Genomic DNA, 22,192 nt, shown 5'->3' on the forward strand with positions numbered 1-22,192 from the left:
TATTGTTTAACAATAAATAAATATCGTTTTTACCATGTTTAATTTAGGCAAAAATAAAAAAGAATTTCTCATTACAAAGAAATTCTTTTTCTTGAAAATGTCTCTTTCAACTTAATTTTTTAAAACGTTAATTCGTAATGGAAATAACGATTATCTCTCAAATAACCATTTTCAGCATATAATCGTTGTGCTGATAAATTATCAATCTCTGTTTGCAATTTTACACCTTTTGCTCCATTCTCTAATGCGTATTCTTTAGCAGCTTCTAATAATTTTTTACCTGTTCCGGCTCCACGCTTCGCCGCTTGTACAAATAAATCATTTAAAATCCATAATTCTTTCATTGAAATGGAAGAAAATGATGGATATAGTTGTGTGAACCCAATATATTCGCCGTCTTCAACTGCTACGAAAATAACGGACTCTTTTTTCTCAATTCGATTTCGTAAAAATACTTTTGCACCTTCTAAATCAGAATCCTGCCTATAAAACATGCGATAGTTATTAAAAACTGATGCTAGTCCATCTAAATCTGCAATTGTTGCCTCATATATTCTCATTTTACTCCATTCCCCTTCCAATACTGTCTCATTATATCCGTTGCCCATTTAGGCTGGTGTATTTCTTCTTTCGGTATAAACTCTTTCATTATTGGTTTTATATCCAATATAGGAGTACCATTAATAGCATCTAATCCCTCAACAATAATTGATTTACCTTCTCTTTTGATCACCTTTACAATTGTTACACCTATGCGATTCGGGCGATTTTTTCCGCGCTGTGCAAAAATACCTACTTCAGGATAATCTTTATTATTTCTAGGATGTCTAGCAAAATACTGAATTTGCTCGTCAGTTACTTTATGAAAATAAAAAACAACTTCAATATGGGAAAAATCTTCAATCCCTTGTATACTTTCTTCTGCATACATTTCAGTTAAAGTTATACGGGATCTTACTTCTCCCCACTCATCATCTTTTATTTCCTTTCTTTCATTATGTACAAATGCGATTGGTTGAACTGAAAACATACGCATTCCCCCTTAAATGTAACCACTTACATTATAAAATATTTTCTGAATGTTTTCCAGATATATGAATTGAGTTTACATAATATAATTATAATCTATCTAGAGCTACCTTGACTGCTTCAATTGCATGTATATGAGTCGTATCAAATATCGGGACAGATACGTTTTCTTGCTTTATTAATAACCCTATTTCTGTACAACCTAATATGATTCCCTGTGCTCCTTTTTGCACTAACTCTTCGATGACTCTTTTATAATATTCTCTAGATTGAGATACTATTTTTCCTAAACATAATTCTGTATATATTACTTTATTTATTTCTTTTCTATTTTTTTCTGATGGTACTATTACTTTTATATTATTTTCTTCTATACGTGACTTATAGAAATCTTGCTCCATTGTATATTTAGTTCCAAGCAGACCAACCTTTTGAATGTCTTTTCTTTTAATTTCTTTTGCAGTTGCATCGGCAATATGTAAGACTGGAATATCAATTTTCTCCTTTATTTTTCCAACTACCTTATGCATTGTATTTGTACAAATGATTATAAAGTCCGCTCCTCCCTTCTGTAATGAATACGCCGCATTCGCTAAAACTTCACCTGCTCCATTCCAATCTCCTCTAGACTGGAATCTTTCAATCTCTTCAAAGTCCACACTATTAATCAAACATTTTGCTGAATGTAGCCCTCCTAATCTCTCTTTTATTTCTTCATTAATAATTCGATAATATTCAGAAGTTGATTCCCAACTCATACCACCTATAAGACCTATCGTTTTCATACAAACCACCTACCTAAACTATTTTTATAAAACTAATAGCAATGTTTTATTATGTATATTATACATAATAAAACAAGACTTTAAGTTTGGAATATAAAGTCTTGTTTTAACGGAAATATGGAAATATTAAAGAATAATTCTACTTTCATTTCCAAGGAAATTTTTATAGAATATTCTGAAATTAACAATCTAATGTTTTTATAAATTCTTTATACTTATAATTAAAACACTCTCGATACAGCTCTTTGATTTCATCATATGATGGAACACGTGGGTTATTAGCTGGGCTACCACTTTCAATTGCATCTGATGCCATTTTAGAAATAGCATTTTCAAATTCAATTTCATCGATTCCGTATTCTTTTAAATTTGGAATACGAAGATCAAAGCAAAGTTTTTTTATTTCACCAAGTGTGTAGTCTGCTACTTCCTCATCAGAATTCGAATACAAATCCTTATTTAAACTACGTCCAATTTTTGCTAACCTTTTCATTGCACTTGTTTTTGTAAACTCTAACACTGTAGGTAATAGTATGGCATTTGATATTCCATGCGGTACATGAAATAATGCTCCCACTGGCCTTGACATTCCATGAACTAATGTAACTGATGCATTAGAAAATGCAATTCCAGCTTGTAAGGAAGCAATCATCATCGCTTCTCTTGCCTCCATATTACGTCCATCTTCATATGCTATACGTAAATATTTCATAATACTTTCAATAGCTGAAAGAGCAAGTACATCTGTAAGTGGTTGTGAAACTTTAGAAATATACGCTTCAATTGCATGACATAACGCATCTATTCCTGTTGCTGCCGTAATTTGTGGTGGTAATGAACTTGTCAAAACTGGATCTATAATTGCTACTTTCGGTATAAAACTAGGATGCTTCATCATCATTTTTACATCTGTTTTTTTATTCGTAATTACTGCTACACTTGTAACTTCCGATCCAGTACCAGAAGTTGTCGGAATTGCAATAAGTGGTAGTGGGTTGTTTTCTATTTCAATATCCTTTTGGACATAATCCTCAACTTCTCCACCATTTGTATATAAAACCGCTACTGCTTTCGCAGCATCAATACAACTTCCACCACCAATACCGATAATAAAATCACACTTTTCCTCTTTACAAAGAGATAACGCTTCTAACACGTGTATATTTGTAGGCTCAGCATCTACTTTATTATATGTACTAACAGTAATACTTTTCTTATTTAGTTGTTTTATACACTTTTCAACATATCCTAATTTCTCCATAATTGTATCAGTAACTATAAAAGCTCTTTTCCCTAACTTTTTTGATTGTTCCCCCAGTTTTTCAAGCGAATTCCTTCCATATAATACCGACTTTGGCATACGAAACTCAGAAACTTCTTGCAAGTACTCCACCCCTTCTTATCCTAATTAATATTTTATGATATAAATTATCGATTTGATGAATCTTTACGATTCGAATGTTTAATAGAGTCCTGTTAAAGTATAGAACGCGATAACTAAAAATACAGCAACCGTTTTCAAAATTGTAATAGCAAATATATCTTTATAGGACTGTTTATGTGTTAATCCTGTTACTGTAAGAATAGTAATAATAGCCCCGTTATGCGGTAGTGTATCCATTCCTCCTGATGCCATTGATACGATACGGTGCATAACTTCTAATGGAATATCAAATTGATTGGCCGCTGCAATAAATTTATCTCCCATTGCACTTAATACTATTCCCATACCTCCTGATGCAGAGCCTGTAATTCCAGCTAAAATATTCGTCGTTACTGCACCATTCACTAACGGATTTGTGAAAGTAGCAGAGATACCATCTCTCATAATTGCGAAGCCTGGAAGTGCTGCAATGACACCACCGAATCCAAACTCAGCTCCTGTATTCATCGTTGCAAGTAGTGCTCCACCAATACTTGTATTCAATCCAGCTTGGAAACCTGTTACTACTCGCTTCCAATATAATAATAACGTTGTTAAGATCCCTATAATAAGTGCCAATTCTACAGACCAGATTCCTACTACTGCACTTAATTCTACTTTTCCAAATGCTTTCATACCAATTGCAGAAAAATCAAAACCGCTTGGATACCACTTCGGTATCATAATAGTAAACACTTTATTCATTACACCTACTAAAATAAGTGGTATAAATGCAATAAGTTGTTGTGCTCTTGTGATTTCAATGTTATTAATTAATGGCATATTTTTTTGTTCTAATTGCAAAGATGCTGCCATTTCAGTATTTCCATTATTAAAACCAAAATACCCTTCACCTGCTGCTTTTGCCTTCTTACGTCTACTCTCTAAATATAGTAAACCTAATGTAAGAACAAAAATTGCTCCTACAATCCCAAGTATCGGTGCAGCATAAATATCCGTTTTAAAAAATGTTGTAGGTATTACATTTTGAATTTGTGGTGATCCAGGTAGTGCATCCATTGTAAACGTTACTGCTCCAAGAACAATCGTTCCAGGGATTAAACGTTTTGGAATATTAGCTTGTCGAAACAACTTAGCTGCGAACGGATAAACAGCAAACACTACTACATACACACTAACACCACTATACGTTAAAATAGCCCCCATTAATACAATCGCTAATATAGTACGTTTTTCACCAACTAACTCAATAATCGTTTTTGCGATAGAATCTGCAATTCCTGACATTTCCACTACTTTTCCAAATATTGCTCCTAATAAAAACACAGGAAAATATAACTTTATAAATCCAACCATTTTCTCCATAAAGATATTAGAAAAGAAAGGTAATACATAACTAGGTTCTGTCAAAAATACTGCAAATAATGCAAATATCGGTGCGAATAGAATAACAGAAAAGCCTCTGTATGCTACGAACATAAGTAAACTTAGTGCTAATAATATAATAACTAACTCCAATTTTACCCCTCCATTAAACAGAATATTCTAAATTTTATTGATAAACTTCTACTAATCTTTTAATTCTGACATCCCTCCTCTTATTCATACAATTTTTTCATGCTAAAAATGTCTAATTATAAATATTCGATTACATATGAAAAATCCCTTTAAACAGAAACGAATTCCTCATCATACGTTATAAAGGGATTGCTAGCATCTATATTTACTAATTTATTAAACTTTTTTCTGCACAAAAATGATACAGTTCTTCAACATCTTTCACTATGTAAGTCGCACTAACTTCAGTCAGTTCTTTCTCACAGCCATAGCCATATAAAACACCAATTGAAGCAATTCCATTCTGATTCGCACCTATTATATCGTGCTTTCTATCACCAATCATTATCATTTCTTCTTTATTTAGTTCTTCATTTGTTTGTAAAATATGAGCAATTATTTCTTCTTTTTTTATTCTCGTACCATCTAAATTACTTCCAATGATATCTTCGAAATAATTCGTTAATTGAAAATGTTCTATAACTTGTTTCGCAAATACAGTGGGCTTTGAAGTAGCTACAAATATGCGATTCCCTGAACTTTTTAATTGTTGCAAGAGCTTCAGAATCCCCTCGTATACATTATTCTCAAACAATCCACGCTGCTTTAAATACTCACGGAAATAAAAAACAGCACGTTCAAGCTCTCCTTCACTCATATTATATCTCTCTATGAATGATTGCTGAATAGGAGGACCTATAAATGAATCTAACTCACTTATATGTACTTCTTCAATTCCTACTTTTTTTAACGCATACAAAACCGAATTTACAATCCCTTCTTTCGGATCCGTTAAAGTTCCATCTAAATCAAATAGAAATGTTTTATACATGTTTCATTCCTCCACTTAATTTGCTGTATAAATAACTGCTAACATCTCTTCCACTTCTCCCTATTATACTATCATTATCTATTTTTTCGAAAAATCAATTTCCATATGTCACATACTTTCAGTTACAAAATACGATAGATATGATAAAGTAAAAAAGTTACAATTATTTTAATAGAAACTGGTGAAACAAATGTCAATTACGTTAATTTTTATAATGGCTTTCACAATTGTAATCCACGCAGTTGAAACAAGCTCTTATAGTATTCGATTAGCGGGGGTTCGTTTAAAGAAGATTGCTGTCGCATTATCCGTCGTAGGAATCGTATTACTCATTTCAAGAACGTCAAACTTACTACAAGCCTTTTTACTTGGCGGGATTGTGGACGAAGCAAAACTAGATCCTTCTATTGATTTAGAGCATATTATACGTCTTGTACTATTATCTGCTTCTATCGGTACGTTGCTTGCGATTATACTGTATCCAACTTTGACAAAACTATTTGGATATGTCATTCAAAACTTTGAAACAGACGGTTCTTTCATTCGAATGATGAAAACGAATAACATTCAAAAATTAAAGTACACAAAAAAATATGTCCGCTTTCCAAAGTTAGAAATGATTCATAGACTGCGTATCGGCGGTATTCCAAAGCGTATAATGCTTATTAACATGTTCGCTACTGCAATTTATACAGCGGGAGTTCTTTCCGCACTATATGCTTCTTTTTTAATTCCAGCTTTCGCAACAAAAGCCACTACAGCTTCTGGTCTTATTAATGGTTTTGCTACTATTTTATTAACAGTGCTACTAGATCCACGTATTGCTCTTTTAACAGAGCGAGCTCTTCAATCAGAAGAAGGTGCTGAAGCAATGAGTAAAATGTATGCTTGGCTAATGATTTCTAGACTTTTTGGTACATTACTAGCTCAACTGTTATTCATACCAGGTGCTTACTGGATTACATGGATTATAAAGCTTATGAATTAAATTTACTCTCTAAAAAAAAGCAGGTGAGATAACAAATGACTATACAAACAGAACAAGATATCATTCGCTTAATAGAAAACGACGAATGGATGATGAATGTATTACAAATGGCAAAATCACTAGAGTTACCTGATTGGTGGGTTTGTGCCGGCTTTGTTCGTTCTAAAATTTGGGATACTTTACATGACTATGAAGCTAAAACGGCTATGCCTGATGTTGATTTAATTTATTATGATAGTCTACATCAAGATGAGATATACGAACAATCATTAGAAACGAAATTAATGAATATGGATGCTACTATCCCTTGGTCTGTAAAAAATCAAGCTCGTATGCATGTAGTGAATAATATGCCACCATATTCTTCTTCTGTTGATGCTATTTCTAAATTTCCTGAAACAGCAACGGCTTTAGGAGTTACACTTGATGAACTAAACAACGTCATATTAACAGCCCCATGTGGTATTGAAGATGTCCTTTCCTTACAAGTGAGACCAACAGCTCATTTTCTTGAATCGAAAGAACGATTACATATGTACAAAAACAGAGTTATAAAAAAGAATTGGCAAAGTAAGTGGCCTAACATCACAATCACATATCCAGAAATATAGAAAGGGTGCCTCTCATTTATAGAAGCACCCTTTTCTTCATTTCAAAAAATGTATGACTGTTTCTGCAAACCTATCTGCTTCCTCATAATGAGGTGAATGACCGCTCTCTTCAAATACGATATACTTGCCGTTTCGGGCATCTTTATTAAATGTTTTAATTTGTTCTTCACACGTTACTACATCATGTTTTCCTACAATTAATAACATTTGATTCTGTACTTCTTTTATTTTATATAATAATGACGTATGACATGAGCCCTCTAATTTTAATCTATCAAAATGAATTTGAGAGCGATTTGAAAATATTTCCCACTCTTCATCACTGTATAAACTCTCATCTGTCCTATCTTCCTTATTATTGTAAATCTCCATTCTTTTTTCTTCTAATTCATTGCTTAGTCTTATATAAGCTTCTAACAACTCTTTTGAACTAGCATTGCTAGATGAATAAGCAAGAGACTCTTCTGCTACTTCTTCTTTTCCATATTTTTTTAATAAATGCCCTGTCTTTTGCAACAAAGCTCTACTTGTTAATGCAAAGTCGAAAGTTGGCCCTTCAAATATTATTTTCTCTATTGAACTTGGATATATCGACGCATATAACAATGCTAAATAGCCACCGAAAGAATGTCCAATTACAGACCACTTTTCAATTTGTAATGCTTTTCTTAGTTCCTCACAGTCTTCAATTAAATCATTTAATCCAAAAGCTTCATCCTCAGTAATTTCTTCTGAGCGACAAACACCCCTTTGATCTATCATCATTACATATAAAGAATCTTTTAAACGTTCCGCTTGATGAAATGAAAAATCATAGCAACTCTCTCCTGGTCCACCATGCAAATATAAGACTGGTTTATCTTTAGGATTTCCATGCGTTTCAACGTATAGCTTTTTCCCTCTAATATTCATGTATCTCCCTGCTTCTATCAAATTTGCCTTTATGATCATCACCTCCCTTTTTTTACTGAATATTATAACATTTAATGTTAAATAATCCCTATTACATTTAAGAAGACTATAATTATTGCAAGTGGTGCTACAAATCGAAGTAAAAATGCCCAACAAGTAAATACTTTCTTTCCATAATTACCACCTACAAAAAACTCTGCTTCTAGTACCTTCTTCTCCATTTTGAATGAAACGAAAATACTAATAAATAGTGCTCCAAGTGGCATTAATATATTACTAGATAAAAAGTCTACCGCATCAAAAATATTCTTTCCAAAAATCGTAATATCACTCCATACTCCAAATGATAACGCAGATGGTATACCTACTAAGAAAATACAGAAACCAATGATCCATGATAGTTTCGTTCTTCTTTCTTGTTCACCATTTGCTAATGCTGAAACAACTGTCTCTAACAGAGAAAATGCCGATGTTAATGTCGCAAATGTAAATAGTGCAAGAAATACTGTTAAGAAAAATCCACCGAATGGAATTTGACTAAATACAGATGGTAATACGATAAATAGTAATCCAGGTCCTTCTGTCGGCTCCATTCCTAATGAAAATACAGCCGGAAAAATAGCAAGACCCGCAAATAAAGAAACAAATAAATTCAATCCAACAATTGTTATTGCTGATTTTGGTAAACTTTCTTTTTTATTTAAATAGGAACTATACGTGACCATAATCGAAATCCCGATACTAATCGCAAAGAATGATTGCCCCATTGCGAACAAAATACTTTCCGAAGTAATCTTTGAGAAATCTGGTTGTAAGAAAAACTTCACACCTTTCATTGCATCATCAAGTGTTAACGAACGAATAATAAGAGCGACAAATAAAACGAACAATGCTGGCAACATATATTTACTTGCTTTTTCAATTCCATTTTGTACACCTTTTGATACAACCCATATCGTAATGAACATAAAAGCGAAATGTCCTATAATCGCCCAAGTGGGATTTCCAATTGTTTCAGTAAATAATGCTCCGTAATTTTGTCCCGGAGTAATAAGTTGTCCCGTTACTCCTCTGAATAAATAAATTAACACCCATCCACCTACAACGCTATAAAACGAAAGTAGTATAAAACATGTTCCAACGCCAAGTCGTCCAATCCAGTGCCATCCTGTATTTGGCGCGATACTTTTAAATGCTCCAACCGCTTGTTTCTGTGTACTGCGACCAATCATAAATTCAGCTATAAGTAGCGGTAGCCCAATTAATACAGTAAATAATATAAAGATTAAAAAGAATGCTCCTCCCCCGCTTTTCCCAGCGATATAAGGAAACTTCCATATCGCACCAAGTCCAATTGCTGATCCGGCTGCTGCCATTATAAAACCTAATTTCGAAGTCCATTGCTCCGTCTGTTTCATCTCATTTTCCTCCTAATTAAATCTTTTTATATAAATAAATAAATTTTATAGACCTATCCAAATAAACCCTCCATTTCTTCTTCCATATAATAAAAAAATGGCCTAGCATCTCTATATAAAGAGACGCTAAGCCATTTACTTAACGCGGTACCACCCTTATTGATTCCATTATGAATCCACCTTAGTAGTAATCGTTTGATTACAAACCTAATATCGAAGGTTAACCGTTAAGATTTACTAAGAATGTGATTCCGTTCCACCTTACTGCTCCTAGGCGAGTTCAGGATGTCATTTGACTATGTCGCACCAACCCATAGCTCTCTGTACAAATACATGACCTTACTACTCCTATTCAACACATTTTAATATTTAGAATATATTTTCTTTTGAAATTAATATGAAGTATATCGGTTATATTTGTAACTGTCAAGGGATATATTATTTTTTTGTCGAAAAAGATTTCTCAAGACGTTAATATCGGTCTAATAGCTCTAACATGCCATTCACCAAAAAGTCATTTGGATCATGTGTAAATACTATAGATTGTTCAATCGCCTTCACATCTACTTCATATTTCTTTAGTTCTCGTTGTATTAATACTTTCGCCATATCGGACAATAGTGCTTGTAGTCCATCACGTACTTGTCCTTCCGTTAAAACGTACTTTACGATGACTTCAAAAAATAATACAACCCTTTATTTTTTCTTCCACTCTCGTTATACACTGTACAACGCCACTAAAATCTATAAAAATTTAATACTTCGTGCACTTATAAAATTATAATGTGTCTACCTATTTCTATCCTAAAACGCAAAAAAACACTTGTTTCCTTTAGTTGACAATCAAGTGCTTTAAGTTCAAATGTTTTTAAGTAACATGTATTTGTAAGTTTTGCAGTAACAGTATGGCACCTTTTATATGCCGTGACAACTACTATGTAAAAACTTACGAGTTTGTACGAGTTCGTTAGTTTTATGTCCGTCCCATGTGTTTATATTCATGACTCAGTAAAATGTCATCTCGCCTAAGCTCATACTTCGTTTTCTGTTCTATCATTGCACACAGTACTCTATGATGGTATAACCATCATGAAGTATGTATTTTCAAACACCCTATTATTTTTTCCTATCCACTTCACATATACTTTGTTTTTCATAGGTTATAGTTAAAGCTTATATCCGTAAAAATATTTTTTTCCCTTTTCCCAGTTTTCACTTGAAAGTTCGTTTATATAGTCAATAAAATCTTTATAATTACTTGCACTAATAATAGTGTTGTAATCCGCAGGTACTCTTTCACCAGTCCAAATTGATAATAAAGATGGTATTAATTCCATTTTTAATTGCTCCTCATTATTAGCAGCAATCATAACCCGCTGAATCAATTTTTTAGCTAAGTCTCCAGGAAAAGCTAAATTCTGTTGAAAATAATAACTATTTGTATCCTTATCCTGACAATACTTAAAATAAAAATTTCCAATTTCATCTATAGTTGCATCTTCACCAATTTGATCTTCAAAATTAATAAAAGAATCAATAGAGTCTCTTATAATAGTAGCTGTATCAATGAATTCCTCCCACTCTTCAAGTAAAGCCAATAAATATGGAATTACCTCAAGAGAAAGTGAGGTTGTGGCTGCTGATGCAAAAGTGTCTACTGTTTCTTCAGTTATCTCACTAAGAAAACGGAGATTATTTGAATCCCTTAAGTCTTCATGTGTTGCGACAGATAAAAATACTCTAATACATAAATTCAGAACCGCTTCATCTTTAGTCTGATTCATTAATTGAACTAATAGTGGTTTTTGAGTAAAATCCCCCGTTTTAAATAATTCTATTAAGTTAAATAAAACTTCCGTTTCCGTTACAGATTTTAAAATTTTTTCTTTTATTTCCGATTTAGCTAAAATTGTTTTTTCTCCAAACCATATACTATTCATAAGATTTCTCGTTTCTCCCATAAATGCACCTACTTTCATTAAATTATCTCTGTCCATTTTCTCGTTGCCATTTCAGAACTTTATTTTGAAAAACAGTAACCTCAGTATGTTGTGGATTATTACCAAATACAATAATCCCCTTTTCATTCTCATGTATTTTTAGTACCTTAGCATTTTCTTTACCATAACCCATTTCATGATAAAAATCCGAATTCAAATCATCAATTTGCTCTCGACGAATAGTCGATTCTCCTGTATTCTTTATATTTGAACTTACATTCTCTTCCCCAAAAGATAAACCTTGTACATGGTGACCTTTTTCAAGTTCCCCTCTTCTAACCAACGCTTGATAGTCTGCTCTTGTTTCCTTTAGTTCTTTACCCTTTACCCTTTACCCTTTACTAGGGTAGATTCATCAGGATTAGGATACCAATCAGGGTTAGTTTCGTGTAATTTTTTTGCCTCATCATAATAAGGTCCATAAACATCCTTACTCGAAGAATTATTACCCGTACCCTTATTTAAAACCAAAAGCGATAATTGGATTACCAATTATCGCTTACTAAGTCAAACCATTTGATGTACTATAAAGTAACACGTATTTTATTATCTATGATAGTTCTAAAATTGGTGTAATTTCTCATCATGTTATTACCATATGCACTAACTGCTTCATTACCATACACCATACTTTCATAGTTATCTTTAAATTCTTTTTTTATTGACTCTTCCAAACTGTCATAGTATCTTTTGATAGCTTCCTCCGCCAATTCACGTGACCCGTGCTTTAATATAAAATTAATATCTACCATATAACCCTTTTGAGGATAAAAACCCCTTTCAACAACCTCTTTTACAAAGTTGTTCAAATCATTCGTGCACCTTTCTACAATTGGCATAAATACACTATTTAACCAATTGTAGAATTCGTTAACTGTCCGCTCCCACTCTTCCTCATTTGCTATGTTCCAATATAACTGATTGCTTGGTACATTGCACTGACGTGTATTAATATGAAATATTTTATCTTTAGATTTTAAAGGAAGAATTGCGCATTCACCATAAAATACTACATTTTTATCAGATATATTATTCCAACTTGTATAAAAGAATACCTTATAAATGAAATTTTTATCTTTTTTACTCATCCAATGACCCGACTTAGAATATTTCCAACCATTATCTAAATACTTTTCAGATATTAGATTACATACGCGCTCAAATGCTTTATTCGCTTTCATTTTACATCTCCAATTCAAACTACCTAAGATTCATATGTTTTAAACTCAATCCTCAAATCTTGAGTATTCTTCCTAAAAACCTCTAATAATTTATTACAATTTTCAGTCGGTTTATATTTAAATCTTAAATCAAATATAAAGCCATCTACTAACTTAGCATCCGGATATACACTATAGATTTGCCCACTTTCAATAAAAGATACATAGGCATTAATTTTATCTTGTAACAATGCTAAGTGCTGAAGTTCATTTTCCCAGTCTAAATGATCTGCAATCATTAATGCTAACTTATTTTCACCCATACTCTTGCCAATTCCATCTATCTTATTTTTGTCTAATATCGACACTTGTCTCTCACCTCATTTATTCACCAAAATAAGTTGTCCCCTCAGGACGAACAATTTGCGGTCGTGTTCCACTAGGCACTTCGTATCCCCCTGAAAAATCTCCCTTTCCTTCACCTACGACTGCCCCACCAGAATTCTTCAATTCAGGGAATCCCTTTTCTTGATTAGTAGTATATGGAGCAGTAGCGGAACTTTTATATTCTTGTATAATAACATTCCCATATTCATCAGATGCAATTGCGTCAACTCTCACCTTGGTCCCTTCATGCGTAACAATGGTTATTTCTCGTTGAGCATTTTCATACTGCTGTGAAAATAGATTAAAACTTTCATCAGAAAATTCTTGCCTCTGCTCTTTAAGTGATGCCCACTTTTCACTTGCTTCTTTCCACTCCAGTGGCTCTTTAGGCGCTTCACCATTCTTGTATTTCCTTTCACAATATACATCATACTTCGTTGGCAACTCAGCATTTTTAAACCTACCGGTATTATCAAGTAGATCAGAATTCCCTTTTCCAACTTTCCCCGTACCCTTATAGTTGTGATCTCACGCTAATTTTTAATTAGGGATTTTTTCAATACACTTAACAAAAGAGACCTCAAATATGAGGTCTCTTTTGTTAAGTCTTCTTCATCTATAACTTCCTCTTTACTTATTCAATATCAGACAATCTCCCTTATTGAAATATAATAAAATCCTAATAAAAACGCGTTTTTCAAAAAGTTCTTTTTCTGCCCTTCGAATCTAGTAAAATGGCTATAAGATATTACAAATTTAAGCTACGCTTAACTTGCACTAATAAATCCATTAATCCATTTCTTTCTGGATTTTTTTCCACTTCTTTTTTCACATGTTCTTCCAAATAATTATAAAAAGTTTCAAAGTCCAAATACACTTGTTGTTCAGACTCAACAGCTGGAGAATCTAATTCAACCAACACATGCTTATCATCTAAAGGTATAGGTAGCTGTGACATATCAAATTCATCTAAATCCGACTGAAAATGAACAAATACTATTTCTTGTCCAAACCCCTCTTTTTTCACAAAAAAACTCAAAGCTCTTTCCAAGTACTTACCGTTTATAAAGTTAAAATATATTGACATTAATTCATCGTTTTTCTCTTTATCTTCAATAAATTCAAAATTACTATTCATTTTATCCTCCTATAAACATTGTATCTTATAATATCAGTCTAGAATTGGGAAAAAGTTAGTTATCTCTCCAGTATCATTTAAATAACCTCTGAACTTCAATCCATTTGAAGCAGTACCTTCAACAAGCCTACCATTTATTGTTCCCTTTTGCATTGCTTCTTTTCCCCACTGATATATCTTATCATCACTAATCATTGCTGGATCGTATATTGTTTTAGGCTCCTTAATATTTTTATACGAAACAGGTTCTGCAATATTTCCAGCCATATCTTTTCTAGGTATTTTGTATTCTATCTCATAAATCCCTTCAATTGAAGAATGTGATTTTTTAGATATAATTAAGTCTTCTACATCAACACCCTGATTTTTCAAAGCATTGTAAAATTCATCCATGTTATGTCCACCACTAACTCCTTTCTTAGTGCTTATATTCTCAACATTTTTCAAATGATTTTTAGCATTATCTCCAAATTTAAAGTTATTAGCTCCAACCGTACCCTTAACAACCTTACTCTCCATATACTGATAAGCATCTTTCAGAGAATGCTGTCCCATCTCTCGGACCATTCCTACTCCAGGCATGACATAGGCTTTTCCCAAACCTGGGATCCATTTGTACTCCAGTAATGTTTTTACTGCGTGCTGGATCTTTTCATTCCCCTGCAAGAAGGTTGTTTTTACAGTTGTAGCACCTTTGTTCCATAGACTTCCGATTTTGTCGGCAAATCCTTTTGCTGTCGAGGCTACAAAGTTTACACCTTCTGTTACTTTGTGGCTGGCTGTTTTTATGCCATCAACAGCTGCTTTTCCAGCTTTTCCGGCTACCATTGTTACGCCTTCGCCTAGTCTTTTTCCTGCTTTTACAATCGTCTTCCCAAAGCTAGAAGCGACATACTTTATTCCTTTTCCAGCAAGACTTGCCACTTTTCCAACAGGAACAAAGTTTAGGAGTGTCCATCCTGCGGCGATGAGTCTTTCTTTTGATGATAATTCTTTCCCTGTAATAGGGTCTTTACCGGTAACTGCACGAATTGCATCATTTACTCCAATGAATTCAGCTGCTCCTTCTACTCCCTTTTCCCACCATGATTTTTCATGTTTCTTTTCTGTTTTATGGGTTTCTTTCAATTTTTCATTTTGTTTCTTTTGATATTCTTCATCTGCTTGACGAAACTTTTGAGCGATACGCCGTAATTCTTTTTCTGTAACTTGTAAGTTACGTATGTAAGATTCCATGAGTCTCATTGATCTCATATATTCCCCATAAAAATGCTGACTCGTTGCTCCTTGCCATTGCATTTGAATACTAAACATAGATTGATTGAGATTTTGTTGTATCGTCTGGCTGTGTGTTTGCATCTCTGATATGTTTTTGGCAATTTGTTCGAGTTGTTCAGGTTTGACCTTAATCTCCAAACCTTCTCCCACCTTCCTCTATTTTATACCAAAAAGAAATAGAACTGCATCAATTTTTACTTATTCCCTTTAGAAAAAACATCAAAAATACTGTTATCACAAACCGCTTCAATTTCTTCCTTTACAAATAATTTTTGAAATTTTGTTCCTGGGTTCAATATGACATTTGCCTCTAAATCTATTGTTTTTAATAATTCAACTGCATTCATAGAGACATACGGACATTCTTCTGGAATAACCATTTCTAGATGCTTTAAATCCGAATAAAGTGGTAACATTAATCCTTCTTCCATTTCAAAATAATGAATTTGTAATTGTGTATTATTAGTAGAAATCAAATTTCCTTCTTCATCTACACTTGTATCCCCTTCGACAGAAGCAACAACGAATAAATTTGATTTCTGTAATATTTCATAAAAATAGCTTCTTTTTTCTTCATTTTGCAACGCTTCCACTAACGCCTCATCTAATGGACTAATTTCTAGTAAACTCATTAACTTTCACTCCTTATTTGGAATAAAGTTCGCCATCTTACTTGAGATAAGATGGCGAACTTATTATCTACTTATTTTTGAGCATCCATAGCTTTTACTTTTTCTAAATTCTCCATTGCTTTTTGGCGCAATTCTCCATCAATCGTTGCTGCATATTGTGGTCGAGTTAAAAACTCAAAACATTTATATGCATTATTGTTGTCATTTTTGTCTAAATACCCTTTACCTGTTTGTAACATTTTTTCAGAGACAACTTTCATAAATTCTTTTGCAGGTGCCTGCTGATATCCTAAGTTCATCGCTTGATGAGTTAGCTCAACTACTGATGCTAAATCTTCAATAGTGTTTATACGAGTAGCCTTTTTATTAGCAGCATCAAATGTACTTAAATATTCAATGGCAACTTTTGCTTTATCTTTCACTCCAGTCATTTCAATCCCCGGTGTTTTATAAAGAATTTGATAGATTTCTAAAGCTGATAGGTAATTACTCTTTTCAATTTTTTCCCCTTCTTTTAATACGCGATTTGCGACATCCGAAAATCCTTTTTTATCATTAACCCCACGATAGGAAGCTTGTCCATAATAGTGTAAAGCTTCGTAAAGCTTTCCGTTCTGATTCGCTTTTGTATTTGCTACTTCTATTAGTTGGATTCCCTCCATCTTTTTCGACGCATTGTCAATAACACTCATACCAACGATTTTTTCAATTGTTTTATCGATATCTTTCAACTGTGCCAATAATGTATACGATGGAAGTACAGTTTTCTCAGCCTTTTCTTGCCAATCTGGTGTTCCATTGATTTGCTCCCATTCGACTTCTGTTTTTTCCCATAGTTTATTTGCATAATTCACCATTTCTTCTCTGGAGCGCTCCAATGGATGGTTTGTGCGAATTGCATTGGCAATATTCAATACAGCTGTATAATATTCTCCTTTATTTGCAGCCTCATTTGCTTTTCTTTCAAACATAAGTGGCATTAACATTTTATTTGCTTCATCTCGAACAGATTGTTCTACCCTTGCCGTACTTGCTAATAGGTTTGCTTTCTTTAAGGCATCTTCCACTGAAAGTTCAGGGTCTTTCATCTGTCCCCTAAGCCCATCTACCGCTATACTAAATTGCTGATTTAATTTTTCTTTTTGCTGGTCTTTTGCGACATCAATCCATTGATTTGCTAATAGTAAAGCATTTTCATAGTTTAGACTTTCAGGGGTTAAATATGTTTCAATTTTCTCAATCGCTTGATTGATCGGATTTGGTTTTTCTGGTTTTTCTGGTTTCATTTGACCATCTGCATCATTGCTATTTGTTTCTTTATGATTTACTTCTTTCGTATTTTCTTTGTTGTTTTTATTAGCTTCAATTAATTGATCTTTTTGCTCTTTCTCACTAGCTATTTCTGACACCCCAGTTTTATTCGTATTATCTTCTTTAACAACCACTTGTCCTCCATTACTGCTAGTTACAGTTTCTTTTTCTGGACTTACGTTTTCTTTTGCATCATTTTTAGATGTCACTACTGGTGTTTCAATGTTAATATTTTTTAATTCTTCTTGTAATAGTTTGTAGAAAATCTTTTCTACACGTTGATTTGCAGCCTCTACTAATTTAGGATCCACACTTTCAAGCACCGAAGTAACTAAGTAATATTTACTTAAAGATTGTTCTAAAGAAACTATATCATTTGGGTTATTTAACCAAATATTCTCCTCTTGTACAGCCTTATCGTAAACTAACTTTGCAACAGATTGAATATACTCTTTCTTATTTTCATTTAAATATGCTTGTAACTCTTGTTGTGTTTTATCCTTTTTCTTAAGTGTATTCATTTGGTTACGTAAATAAAATAATTCACTTTGATTCGAATAATTCTCCTTATTAGCTAAAATTTCTCCCAAATTGTCCAATGTTAATCTATGATCAGCAATTGTCTTTGCATCTGAAGATGTATTCAATTGAGATATAAGTGTTAACTCTTTATTTTCCTTGGAATATTCAGCCCTATTATTCAATGTATCAGAACTTTGTCCTTTATCATAATAATCATTGAAAAATACCGACGAGTACCTTTCTCCATTCCCAGCATACCACTCCACCAAAATATCTCCAGTTATTGGGGATACAGTAATTTGATCGTGTGGAACTGGCGGTTTTGGTTTTTCTGGTTCTTTATCATCTTTGGCTTCTCTGGTTCTTTATCATCACCTGGGTTTGGTTTCTCTGGTTCTTTATCATCACCTGGTTTTGTTTTCTCTGGTTCTTTATCATCACCCGGTTTTCATCTCCTGGTTTTGGTTTCTCTGGTTCTTTATCATCACCCGGTTTTGGTTTCTCTGGTTCTTTATCATCACCCGGTTTTGGTTTCTCTGGTTCTTTATCATCACCTGGTTTTGGCTTCTCTGGTTCTTTATCATCACCCGGTTTTGGTTTCTCTGGTTCTTTATCGCCACCTGGCGTCTTTCCATCGCCAGGTGTTTTCCCCGTATCCACCAAACTATCCGGAAAATTTTTACTCGGCTCCACCACAGGACCACCCATATTAGTTGGCAGTTCCGGCTTTTGTGGCATTGGTGCGTCTGACAATTTAATCTGTGGATCTTTCTTTTCCACCGACACATCATCTGGCTTATACGTCACTGGTGTAATTGGTGATTTATTATTTCCGATTAGGTCTGCTAAATTAACGTTTGGTTTTTCGCCAGGTTTGTCATCTTTTTTTGCAGGATCAGCAACTAAATTTGGGAACATAGATTGTAAATTGCTTCCTGTAATACGATCATCTTTTTTCTCTTCTGTATTACTTGCTAGTTTTACGGTTTCTCTTCCTGCTGTGCTAAATCCTTTGTCATACACAAGATATCCTGATGTTCCAAGTAAAGCTGCTGACATTACTGATATAGCAACTTTTTTCCCTAAATTATTATTGTTCTCTTCCATGCATTTTCCCCTTTTCCCATCTTTATTGAATCCAGCCGTTTGTTTTCATTTCTGTTAGTTTTTCTTGTGCTGCTCTTACTTCAGCTTCATTTTCATTTGCTTGTACTGTTTTTCTTAAGAAGCGGTTCGCTTCTTCATATTTTTTTTGTTTAATTTTGAACATCCCAAATGCAAAATTCACATGTGGATCTTCATCATTTTGCGAATATGCTTCTGCGAAAAATTTCTCGGCTTCATTTCCTTGTCCCACTTTATCGTATAAAATCCCTATATTCACAAGTGTATTTGTATCTCGGGTCCCACTGTTGACAACTCGATTATAAGCTTCTAATGCTTGTTGATACGCAGCATTACTTTTTCCACCATCTCGCGATTCGTAAAATTGACCAGCTTCATAATATACAATTCCTAGTTGATTTAGTAACTCTATATTTTTCATATCCTTTTGGATTGCAGCTTGTAATACTTGAGATGCTTGTTGATAATTCGCCTCTTTTTTCGCACTATCAATTAAATTTGTTTTATTCCAAAGCACATATAAGTTTGAAAGTTCAATTGTATATATAGCGTTCTTTGAATCTTGTGTAATAGCTTCTTTAAAGAACGATTCAGCTTTGTCTAACTGCACAGTTGCCGTAGCTAGTTGTCCTTTTAAATACGAAACAATCGCCTTATCTTCATTTGTTTTCGTGCTCATTTTGACGATAACGTCTTCCGCCTTTTCAAATTCTTTCATCTTCATATGACTTACAGCTAAATCTCTCATTGCATCTTTTTTATACGGTTCAATTCCTTTTGCATTATTCGCTAATGCTTGTTCGAAATTCGGAACTGCTTCTTGATATTTTCCAATGCGGAAATTTGCTGAAGCTAATAAATAGGCAGCTTCATTATTTTCTTTATCAATTTCTCTATCCTTTATTAATTTGGTAATATAGTCGATTGCAATTTTATTCTTTCCTTCAGCAACGTAAATTGTTGCTAATTGAAGATGCGCTTCGTCTTTTCCTTTCACTGCAATTGCATGACCAACAGCCTCTTCTGCAAGTTTATATTTTTTATCATGATAGGCTTGCCTTGCTTGTTCCATAAAGTGTTGATATTTAGCATTCGTTGTATAGAAGTAATACGCCGTAGCACCACCTATAACGACAATTGTAATTGAACCAATGATCAAAATACGTTTTTTATTTTTGCTCCACCATTTTGAAAAGGCAGACGGTTCTTTTTGTTCATGCGTTAATGTAAGAGGTTGATTCGATGCTTTTGCATTTAAAATTTCATCATCTATATCATATTCAACTTGTTTTTTTGTTTGTTTTCGGCTCTGTAGAATGCTATTTGGAACTGTAATTGTAGCTGCTGCTTCTGTAAATGATGTTTCTTGTTCTTCTTTTATCTCCTCAATAATGCTTTCAATTTCCTTTTTTAACGCATGATCAATGTTTGGAAATTGTACGATTCGTGAATAGACGAAACAAGCAAATTCTGCATTGTTTTCTCTCTCCAATTCAGTAGCTAGTTCCAAATAACTTTGTAGCACCTTTTTTGAGTTTATTCCAGGCTCTTGACTCTCTATTGTTTGAATGATATATGCGAGTTCTTGTTTTAGAGCAGTTGATGGATTAAGTGAATTGAAAATTGTTTTATATTCATATAATGCCGCTTGCTTAAATCCTCTCTCTTCTAATAATCTTGCAATTTCCAAACATTTCGATACAAAAAGAGACTGTTCTTGTTCTGACTGCTTTTCTGTATCAATTTTTATTATCTCTCTTGCACTATTAAATGCATCGTGCCATTGTGCAAAGCTTGGACATTCTGCAAAAGTTTTACTATTCCATGCCTGCTTAAATAACTGTGCAATTTCCCCATTCCATTGATTATGTAATACTTGCTGAAGTAATGCATATCTTTCACATTCTGTCTGCATTTCTTCCGTTTTAAAGTAACTTGCATCAGTCCATTTTTTATTTCGAACTTCTTCACTACACCAACTTAATATTTCTCCTAATAATATAGCACCAGCAAATCGATCGGCTTCTTTTTGCCATACTCCACTTGTCAAATACTTTGGTGCGTAACCCGCTGAACCTGCTGGCAATAATGAAGGTCTTTTCGTTTTTGGGCCATACATTTGCTCAACATCAACAAGCTCAATACGGTGTTGACCTTCAATAGGATTTTCACTTAGAAAAGGTATTAGTACGTTACTAGATGACAAGTCATTATGAGCAATCTCATTTTCTTCCATTATCTTAAGTGTTGTTAGAAATGCCTCTGCAATAAAAAAACATTGTTGCTTTGATAGCATTCGTTGCTCTTGTAAAATATCAGCCCAAGTTGGCCCTTCAATCCAAGGCATCACAATACTATTCGCAAGATCTTCTGACTTTTCAATTACAGATGTATGTTCTTCTTTTGTAACAATGTAGCGTGAACATACTTTAAGACCCGCTAAGGAAGAAAGTGGTTTCAAAAATACTAATTGATGTTTTTCATCACGATAGCGTTCCTTAAAAACTTTTAATGCTATTCGTTCTACACTATTTTCATGTTGTAGCTGATATACCGTTCCTTGTCTACCTTCTTGCCCATATGGCATATCAATTCCCATAACTGCTGGATGCTTTGAAAAATGATACGCATCTTTATTTAAAATAATTTTTTCTCCTACTTCTGGCCTGAATCCCATTTTATCCCCTTGCTCTCATATGACGATTTTTAAAGAAAAGACCAGGAACAATAGCTCCTGGTCTTTTGCAATTGTTCTGCTATTAATATGAGCTATCCGCGTTACGGAAGTTAGTAGCAATGTTTTTCAAATCAGTAGAAATATGTTCTAGAATCGGAATGTATTTTTGCATTTCTTGTCTAGCACTTTCAAAGTTCGCTCTGAACTTATCTTGTGTTGCCCCAGACCATTGTCCCTCTAAACTCTGAATTTCATTTCCAAGGTTATTGATTTGTTGTTGAGCTTCAGCTGCTGCGTTTGTAAAGCGTCCAGCGATTTGATCAAGTTGTTCAGGTGTAATTTTAATTTCTGCCATTCTGCTTTTCCCCTTTCAATCTATTAATATCATAACAATTAGATTATAAACTATATTCACACTATTTTTAAAGGGTTAGTTTACAAAAAAA

The 22,192-nt window shown here is 33.5% G+C and carries 20 protein-coding genes, 2 pseudogenes and 1 other annotated feature; of the genes and pseudogenes, 2 read left to right on the forward strand and 20 right to left on the reverse strand.

Annotated features, from left to right (window positions below; all coding sequences use genetic code 11):
• Positions 1–119: 119 nt before the first annotated feature.
• The 6 genes from DN400_RS23575 to DN400_RS23600 all read right to left on the reverse strand — a co-directional run bounded on the left by DN400_RS23575 (position 120) and on the right by DN400_RS23600 (position 5,587).
• Positions 120–560 (reverse strand): GNAT family N-acetyltransferase, encoded by a 441-nt coding sequence (locus tag DN400_RS23575; protein ID WP_001223866.1) that lies wholly within the window; start codon positions 558–560, stop codon positions 120–122.
• Complete coding sequence (locus tag DN400_RS23580; protein WP_000493251.1) at positions 557–1,030, reverse strand: SAM-dependent methyltransferase; 474 nt, start codon at positions 1,028–1,030, stop codon at positions 557–559. The genes DN400_RS23575 and DN400_RS23580 overlap by 4 nt, the downstream gene beginning before the upstream one ends.
• Before the next feature lie 88 nt (positions 1,031–1,118).
• Positions 1,119–1,814, reverse strand: a complete 696-nt coding sequence (locus DN400_RS23585; RefSeq protein ID WP_065228775.1) for an aspartate/glutamate racemase family protein — start codon at positions 1,812–1,814, stop codon at positions 1,119–1,121.
• A 181-nt stretch (positions 1,815–1,995) separates the two neighbouring features.
• Positions 1,996–3,198, reverse strand: a complete 1,203-nt coding sequence (locus DN400_RS23590; RefSeq protein ID WP_097911828.1) for an iron-containing alcohol dehydrogenase — start codon at positions 3,196–3,198, stop codon at positions 1,996–1,998.
• 78 nt (positions 3,199–3,276) lie between these two features.
• Positions 3,277–4,716, reverse strand: coding sequence for a GntP family permease (locus tag DN400_RS23595; protein ID WP_000424331.1), 1,440 nt, complete (start codon positions 4,714–4,716; stop codon positions 3,277–3,279).
• Between the two features lie 208 nt (positions 4,717–4,924).
• Positions 4,925–5,587 (reverse strand): HAD family hydrolase, encoded by a 663-nt coding sequence (locus DN400_RS23600; RefSeq protein WP_000278475.1) that lies wholly within the window; start codon positions 5,585–5,587, stop codon positions 4,925–4,927.
• 190 nt (positions 5,588–5,777) lie between these two features.
• On the opposite strand from DN400_RS23600, the gene DN400_RS23605 reads away from it, so the two are divergent.
• Together DN400_RS23605 and DN400_RS23610 are read left to right on the forward strand one after the other, a co-directional pair.
• Entirely contained in the window at positions 5,778–6,575 is a 798-nt protein-coding gene (locus tag DN400_RS23605) for a lipid II flippase Amj family protein (protein WP_000028911.1), read from the forward strand.
• 35 nt (positions 6,576–6,610) lie between these two features.
• Positions 6,611–7,186, forward strand: coding sequence for a nucleotidyltransferase family protein (locus DN400_RS23610; protein WP_000155289.1), 576 nt, complete (start codon positions 6,611–6,613; stop codon positions 7,184–7,186).
• A gap of 36 nt (positions 7,187–7,222) precedes the next feature.
• Here the strand turns inward: DN400_RS23610 and DN400_RS23615 are convergent, their stop codons facing one another.
• The 14 genes and pseudogenes from DN400_RS23615 to DN400_RS23695 all read right to left on the reverse strand — a co-directional run bounded on the left by DN400_RS23615 (position 7,223) and on the right by DN400_RS23695 (position 22,101).
• A complete protein-coding gene (locus DN400_RS23615; RefSeq protein WP_000584227.1) occupies positions 7,223–8,137 on the reverse strand; it encodes an alpha/beta fold hydrolase in 915 nt (304 codons plus the stop codon).
• 38 nt (positions 8,138–8,175) lie between these two features.
• Positions 8,176–9,516, reverse strand: a complete 1,341-nt coding sequence (locus DN400_RS23620; RefSeq protein ID WP_000814553.1) for a sodium-dependent transporter — start codon at positions 9,514–9,516, stop codon at positions 8,176–8,178.
• A gap of 116 nt (positions 9,517–9,632) precedes the next feature.
• Positions 9,633–9,881 (reverse strand) — a binding site (T-box leader).
• A gap of 109 nt (positions 9,882–9,990) precedes the next feature.
• Positions 9,991–10,155 (reverse strand): annotated as a pseudogene (locus tag DN400_RS23625) (recombinase family protein); the annotation flags it as partial.
• Positions 10,156–10,682: 527 nt separating this feature from the next.
• On the reverse strand, positions 10,683–11,495 hold the full coding sequence (gene imm47, locus DN400_RS23635; RefSeq protein WP_061660132.1) for an Imm47 family immunity protein: 813 nt from the start codon (positions 11,493–11,495) through the stop codon (positions 10,683–10,685).
• 4 nt (positions 11,496–11,499) lie between these two features.
• Positions 11,500–11,799 (reverse strand): hypothetical protein, encoded by a 300-nt coding sequence (locus DN400_RS23640; RefSeq protein WP_147801959.1) that lies wholly within the window; start codon positions 11,797–11,799, stop codon positions 11,500–11,502.
• Between the two features lie 241 nt (positions 11,800–12,040).
• Positions 12,041–12,697, reverse strand: coding sequence for a hypothetical protein (locus DN400_RS23645; RefSeq protein ID WP_147801960.1), 657 nt, complete (start codon positions 12,695–12,697; stop codon positions 12,041–12,043).
• Between the two features lie 23 nt (positions 12,698–12,720).
• Positions 12,721–13,044: a DUF6572 domain-containing protein gene (locus DN400_RS23650; RefSeq protein ID WP_000025254.1), complete on the reverse strand. Its 324-nt coding sequence runs from the start codon at positions 13,042–13,044 to the stop codon at positions 12,721–12,723.
• Positions 13,045–13,060: 16 nt separating this feature from the next.
• On the reverse strand, positions 13,061–13,507 hold the full coding sequence (locus DN400_RS23655) for a hypothetical protein (RefSeq protein WP_001142463.1): 447 nt from the start codon (positions 13,505–13,507) through the stop codon (positions 13,061–13,063).
• A gap of 304 nt (positions 13,508–13,811) precedes the next feature.
• Complete coding sequence (locus tag DN400_RS23660; RefSeq protein WP_001087573.1) at positions 13,812–14,201, reverse strand: hypothetical protein; 390 nt, start codon at positions 14,199–14,201, stop codon at positions 13,812–13,814.
• A 33-nt stretch (positions 14,202–14,234) separates the two neighbouring features.
• Positions 14,235–15,617 carry a WXG100 family type VII secretion target gene (locus tag DN400_RS23665; RefSeq protein WP_016512880.1) on the reverse strand — a complete coding sequence of 461 codons (1,383 nt, stop codon included), beginning with the start codon at positions 15,615–15,617 and terminating at the stop codon, positions 14,235–14,237.
• A gap of 56 nt (positions 15,618–15,673) precedes the next feature.
• Positions 15,674–16,111: an SseB family protein gene (locus DN400_RS23670; RefSeq protein WP_098255404.1), complete on the reverse strand. Its 438-nt coding sequence runs from the start codon at positions 16,109–16,111 to the stop codon at positions 15,674–15,676.
• Positions 16,112–16,182: 71 nt separating this feature from the next.
• A pseudogene (locus tag DN400_RS23675) lies at positions 16,183–19,051 on the reverse strand (hypothetical protein).
• A gap of 22 nt (positions 19,052–19,073) precedes the next feature.
• Positions 19,074–21,746, reverse strand: a complete 2,673-nt coding sequence (locus tag DN400_RS23690; protein ID WP_000506911.1) for a tetratricopeptide repeat protein — start codon at positions 21,744–21,746, stop codon at positions 19,074–19,076.
• 82 nt (positions 21,747–21,828) lie between these two features.
• Positions 21,829–22,101: a WXG100 family type VII secretion target gene (locus DN400_RS23695; protein WP_000807833.1), complete on the reverse strand. Its 273-nt coding sequence runs from the start codon at positions 22,099–22,101 to the stop codon at positions 21,829–21,831.
• Positions 22,102–22,192 lie beyond the last annotated feature (91 nt).

Source organism: Bacillus sp. AR8-1, assembly GCF_008042345.1.
GTDB classification, from domain to species: domain Bacteria; phylum Bacillota; class Bacilli; order Bacillales; family Bacillaceae_G; genus Bacillus_A; species Bacillus_A cereus.

Excerpts from the sequence above, each read along its gene's own strand:
- DN400_RS23605 (WP_000028911.1), top strand. The coding sequence starts at position 5,778 with ATGTCAATTACGTTAATTTTTATAATGGCTTTCACAATTGTAATCCAC.
- DN400_RS23600 (WP_000278475.1), bottom strand. The coding sequence starts at position 5,587 with ATGTATAAAACATTTCTATTTGATTTAGATGGAACTTTAACGGATCCG.
- DN400_RS23610 (WP_000155289.1), top strand. The coding sequence starts at position 6,611 with ATGACTATACAAACAGAACAAGATATCATTCGCTTAATAGAAAACGAC.
- DN400_RS23645 (WP_147801960.1), bottom strand. The coding sequence starts at position 12,697 with ATGAAAGCGAATAAAGCATTTGAGCGCGTATGTAATCTAATATCTGAA.
- DN400_RS23615 (WP_000584227.1), bottom strand. The coding sequence starts at position 8,137 with ATGATCATAAAGGCAAATTTGATAGAAGCAGGGAGATACATGAATATT.
- DN400_RS23670 (WP_098255404.1), bottom strand. The coding sequence starts at position 16,111 with ATGAGTTTACTAGAAATTAGTCCATTAGATGAGGCGTTAGTGGAAGCG.
- DN400_RS23695 (WP_000807833.1), bottom strand. The coding sequence starts at position 22,101 with ATGGCAGAAATTAAAATTACACCTGAACAACTTGATCAAATCGCTGGA.
- DN400_RS23580 (WP_000493251.1), bottom strand. The coding sequence starts at position 1,030 with ATGTTTTCAGTTCAACCAATCGCATTTGTACATAATGAAAGAAAGGAA.
- imm47 (WP_061660132.1), bottom strand. The coding sequence starts at position 11,495 with ATGAAAGTAGGTGCATTTATGGGAGAAACGAGAAATCTTATGAATAGT.
- DN400_RS23690 (WP_000506911.1), bottom strand. The coding sequence starts at position 21,746 with ATGGGATTCAGGCCAGAAGTAGGAGAAAAAATTATTTTAAATAAAGAT.
- DN400_RS23585 (WP_065228775.1), bottom strand. The coding sequence starts at position 1,814 with ATGAAAACGATAGGTCTTATAGGTGGTATGAGTTGGGAATCAACTTCT.
- DN400_RS23620 (WP_000814553.1), bottom strand. The coding sequence starts at position 9,516 with ATGAAACAGACGGAGCAATGGACTTCGAAATTAGGTTTTATAATGGCA.
- DN400_RS23660 (WP_001087573.1), bottom strand. The coding sequence starts at position 14,201 with ATGAATAGTAATTTTGAATTTATTGAAGATAAAGAGAAAAACGATGAA.
- DN400_RS23575 (WP_001223866.1), bottom strand. The coding sequence starts at position 560 with ATGAGAATATATGAGGCAACAATTGCAGATTTAGATGGACTAGCATCA.